The 3,132-nt window shown below is 52.3% G+C and carries 5 protein-coding genes and 1 pseudogene; 4 read left to right on the top strand and 2 right to left on the bottom strand.

The features are described 5' to 3' along the window. Window positions 1-59: 59 nt before the first annotated feature. Window positions 60-251 (bottom strand): IS66 family insertion sequence element accessory protein TnpA, encoded by a 192-nt coding sequence (tnpA, locus tag AAE514_RS18300; protein WP_347333003.1) that lies wholly within the window; start codon window positions 249-251, stop codon window positions 60-62. A 64-nt stretch (window positions 252-315) separates the two neighbouring features. Between tnpA (AAE514_RS18300) and tnpA (AAE514_RS18295) the strand changes: the two genes are divergently transcribed. Next, window positions 316-585, top strand: a complete 270-nt coding sequence (tnpA, locus tag AAE514_RS18295) for an IS66 family insertion sequence element accessory protein TnpA (RefSeq protein ID WP_347333002.1) — start codon at window positions 316-318, stop codon at window positions 583-585. Continuing rightward, window positions 582-938, top strand: coding sequence for an IS66 family insertion sequence element accessory protein TnpB (gene tnpB / locus AAE514_RS18290; RefSeq protein ID WP_347333001.1), 357 nt, complete (start codon window positions 582-584; stop codon window positions 936-938). Before tnpA (AAE514_RS18295) ends, tnpB begins: the two co-directional genes overlap by 4 nt. On the opposite strand, the gene AAE514_RS18285 is transcribed toward tnpB, so the two are convergent. Beyond that, window positions 939-1,892 (bottom strand): IS30 family transposase, encoded by a 954-nt coding sequence (locus AAE514_RS18285; protein ID WP_347333000.1) that lies wholly within the window; start codon window positions 1,890-1,892, stop codon window positions 939-941. Between the two features lie 155 nt (window positions 1,893-2,047). Here AAE514_RS18285 and AAE514_RS18280 point away from each other — a divergent pair, with 155 nt between their 5' ends. Both AAE514_RS18280 and tnpC read left to right on the top strand, forming a co-directional pair. Further along, the gene (locus AAE514_RS18280) at window positions 2,048-2,284 is read left to right on the top strand and encodes an IS66 family transposase (RefSeq protein ID WP_347332999.1); all 237 of its coding nucleotides are present in this window, start codon (window positions 2,048-2,050) and stop codon (window positions 2,282-2,284) included. Next, window positions 2,268-2,786: pseudogene (gene tnpC / locus AAE514_RS18275) on the top strand (IS66 family transposase); the annotation flags it as partial. The gene AAE514_RS18280 and the pseudogene tnpC, both read left to right, overlap by 17 nt. Between the last annotated feature and the right edge of the window lie 346 nt (window positions 2,787-3,132).

Below are 3,132 nucleotides of genomic sequence, written 5' to 3'. Positions count from 1 at the left end.
TAGGTAGTGGTCATAATCTGCCTCCTCAATGAATGAGAGGCCATGCTATCGCGCGATATTCAGGCTGGGTAGAACGCTGTAGAATGAACGCTTACACTAGACTGAGGCTGGGCTTTGAGCTTCATCCGGCGCTGACTGAAGTACCTAGCGTTCAGCCCACGCTGGGCGCAGAACTCGGTTTGGGTTAGCCCGCTTTGCTCGAATTCATCGAGCAAAGCCAGCCAGTCGGACTTGGTGCGATACTTTTTCATGTGAACCTCCCATTATTGAAAAGTGGGAGGTTACTTGGCTCGGTTCAGGCCGGGTAGGGGGTGGTTGGTTTGGCGCTTACTGATCGACGAGTTCGAGCAAAGCGGATTAACCCAAGCCGAGTTCTGCGCCCAGAGAGAGCTCAACGCCAAATACTTCAGCCTGCGCCGGATGAAGCTCAAAGCCCAGCCTGGGTCCACCGGCTTCACGCAGGCGGTGGTGGAGAAGTCCCAAGTCACCGATCAAGTGACTTTGCACTACGGCGCCGTCACTGTAAAGTTGCCTGCAAGCAATGCGCAAACCATTGCACAGCTGGTCAAGGCACTGGCGGCATGATCCAGTGGCCCGAGGACATCAAGGTCTACCTGCACCGGGAGCCGGTGGACTTTCGCAAGGCGATCAATGGGCTGAGCGTCATCGTCCAAGATGAAATGGCGCTCTCGCCCTTCGACGCCGCGTTGTTCGTCTTCTGCAACAAAAAGCGCACTCAGCTCAAAGTGCTGTATTGGGACGAGACCGGCTTCGCGCTCTGGCAAAAACGCCTGGAGCGCGACAAGTTCAAGTGGCCCAGGCAATGGCCGACTGATCCGGTGGTGCTGGATCACGAGCAGTGGCAATGGCTTCTGCGCGGCTTCGACATCACGCAATTAAAGCCTCCTAGTGTCAACTTTGAACCGCGACAGTACTGACTATGCATAGAAGAGTTCCTTTGGTGCTTTGTATTGGTAACGTTTTCTTGGTCTGGCGTTTATTTCTGCGGCAATGCGATCGCATTGCTGTTGAGTCAAGTGCTCCATTGAAGTGCCCTTCGGAATGTACTGACGAATCAAGCCGTTGGCATTTTCGTTGCTCCCTCGCTCCCAGGAATGATATGGGTTAGCAAAGAAAAACTTGACCTGGCCATGAGATTCAATGGCTTTATACTGATGAAATTCCGTGCCGTTATCAGCGGTAATCGTTTTGAAAGCTAAGGGGTCTCTATTGATTAACCGTTTTATTTTCTTATTCAATGACTGAGTAGACCGATCTTTCAGCTTTCCGATCATTAAGAAGCCGGTCTTTCGTTCTACCAAAGTCACGATGCAGTCCGTGGACCCCTTGCCCATGACAGTATCGATTTCCCAGTGGCCCTTGTAACGTCGGGTTTCTACAGTCTTAGGCCGCTCCGTAATGTGGCGCTTGTCAGCCAGCCTGCCCCTGCTGTCATAGGCTTTGTAGCGCTTTCGACGAATCTTTGGAGATTGACGAAGGTGTGTCCACAGGTTTCCGCCGTCAGCCTTGTCACGCCAGATATACAAGTAAATTGTTTCATGGGAGAAGCACGGCTGTTTCATGCGACGAAGATAACCAGTAATTTGCTCGGGACTGTACTTCTTTCTAAGTAGCTTACGGACCACTTTGAAGTCATCATCTGAGTAATGACTGTTTCTTCTTGAGCGCCTTCTCCTGGCGACTGTGCGCCGCTGAGCTTTGCTGGGTCGGTAGGCTCCATCAATATGAAAGCAACGGTTGCGATCCAGCTCGCGATATAGAGTGCTTCGGTGCCGCCCCATGCGGTCAGCTATTTTTTGCATGGAGAGGCCTTGTAATTTCAGTGTGGAAAGGACTACCCTTTCCTCTGAGGTAAGCTGCTGGTATCTCATAGGCTTTTTCAACTTCTTGGCGGGAGTGAAAAAAGACTGATACTACAGCTTGCCTCTCTTATTTTGTAGATTGTCGCACTTAGTATATGAATTCGGGCCTCATAAAACGCTATTTTATCGAGACGTTGCTTAATCCGTTTTGGTAAAATAGCGGCATGACCGATGCCGCCACACTCCAAGCCGAAAATGCTCGACTCCAAGCGCAGCTCCAAGAGAAAGACGCGCTTCTGCAGTCGCGCGAGCGGCATATTCAAACCTTGGAAGAGCTGATTAAACAGTTCAACCGAAAGCAGTTCTCCGCCAGTAGTGAAAAGCTCTCCAAAGACCAACTCGACCTCGGCCTGTTCAACGAAGCCGAGTCCTCTGACGTGGACGAAGGGCAAAACCGGTAAGGCCGACCAAGGGTTGGCGTTTATCCAAAAGCTGTACGCTCTGGAGAAAGCCATCAAGGAGCAGCCGCCGGATGAGCGTTACCGAAGGCGACAACAAAAGGCCAAACTGGTCATCGACAAACTCAGGGCCTGGCTTGAGAAAAGCCTGCCGCAAGTGCCACCGCAAACAGCGATCGGCAAGGCGCTGCATTATCTGCACACCCAGTGGGACCGTTTGGTGCGTTACCTGGATGATGGTGCATATCCGATCGACAACAACCGGGCGGAGAACGCCATCCGGCCGTTCACGGTGGGCCGTAAGAACTGGCTCTTTGCCAACAGCCAGGCGGGCGCCAAAGACAGCGCCAACCTGTACAGCCTGATCGAAACGGCCAAGGCCAATGGGCTGAATCCGTACGATTATCTGAAGACGGTTTTTAAAGAGCTGCCCAACGCGCAGAGCGTTGAGGCTATCGAAACACTGCTGCCTTGGAACGTTAACACCAACTCCCACCAATCTTAACCGGGTGGTTGGTTAGGCGCTTACCACTGGTACAACAACGAGCATCGACACAGTGCGCAGAACTATGTGACGCCGGCGCAGCGTCACAAGGGCAAGGCCCAGTCAGTACTGGCTTCGCACCAAGAGATGTTGACCAAAGTTAAAAGCACCAACCCGGCGCGTTGGCCTGGTGCGATTAGAGATCTCAGTTTACCGGGAACGGTGACACTGAATCCTGAGCGGGCGGCGAATTGTTAAAGAACTGAATCACTGTAAGCGTTCATTCTACAGCGTTCTACCCAGCCTGAATATCGCGCGATAGCATGGCCTCTCATTCATTGAGGAGGCAGATTATGACCACTACCTA

Origin of the sequence: Marinimicrobium locisalis (assembly GCF_039822625.1) — a bacterium.
Lineage (GTDB): Bacteria > Pseudomonadota > Gammaproteobacteria > Pseudomonadales > Cellvibrionaceae > Marinimicrobium > Marinimicrobium locisalis.
The sequence above is the reverse complement of the archived record's forward strand: the minus strand, read 5'-3'. Positions and strand labels throughout refer to the sequence as shown.

Bases quoted from the DNA above. Each gene is read 5' to 3' on its own strand.
- AAE514_RS18280 (WP_347332999.1), top strand. From the start codon at position 2,048: ATGACCGATGCCGCCACACTCCAAGCCGAAAATGCTCGACTCCAAGCG.
- AAE514_RS18285 (WP_347333000.1), bottom strand. From the start codon at position 1,892: ATGAGATACCAGCAGCTTACCTCAGAGGAAAGGGTAGTCCTTTCCACA.
- tnpA (WP_347333003.1), bottom strand. From the start codon at position 251: ATGAAAAAGTATCGCACCAAGTCCGACTGGCTGGCTTTGCTCGATGAA.
- tnpB (WP_347333001.1), top strand. From the start codon at position 582: ATGATCCAGTGGCCCGAGGACATCAAGGTCTACCTGCACCGGGAGCCG.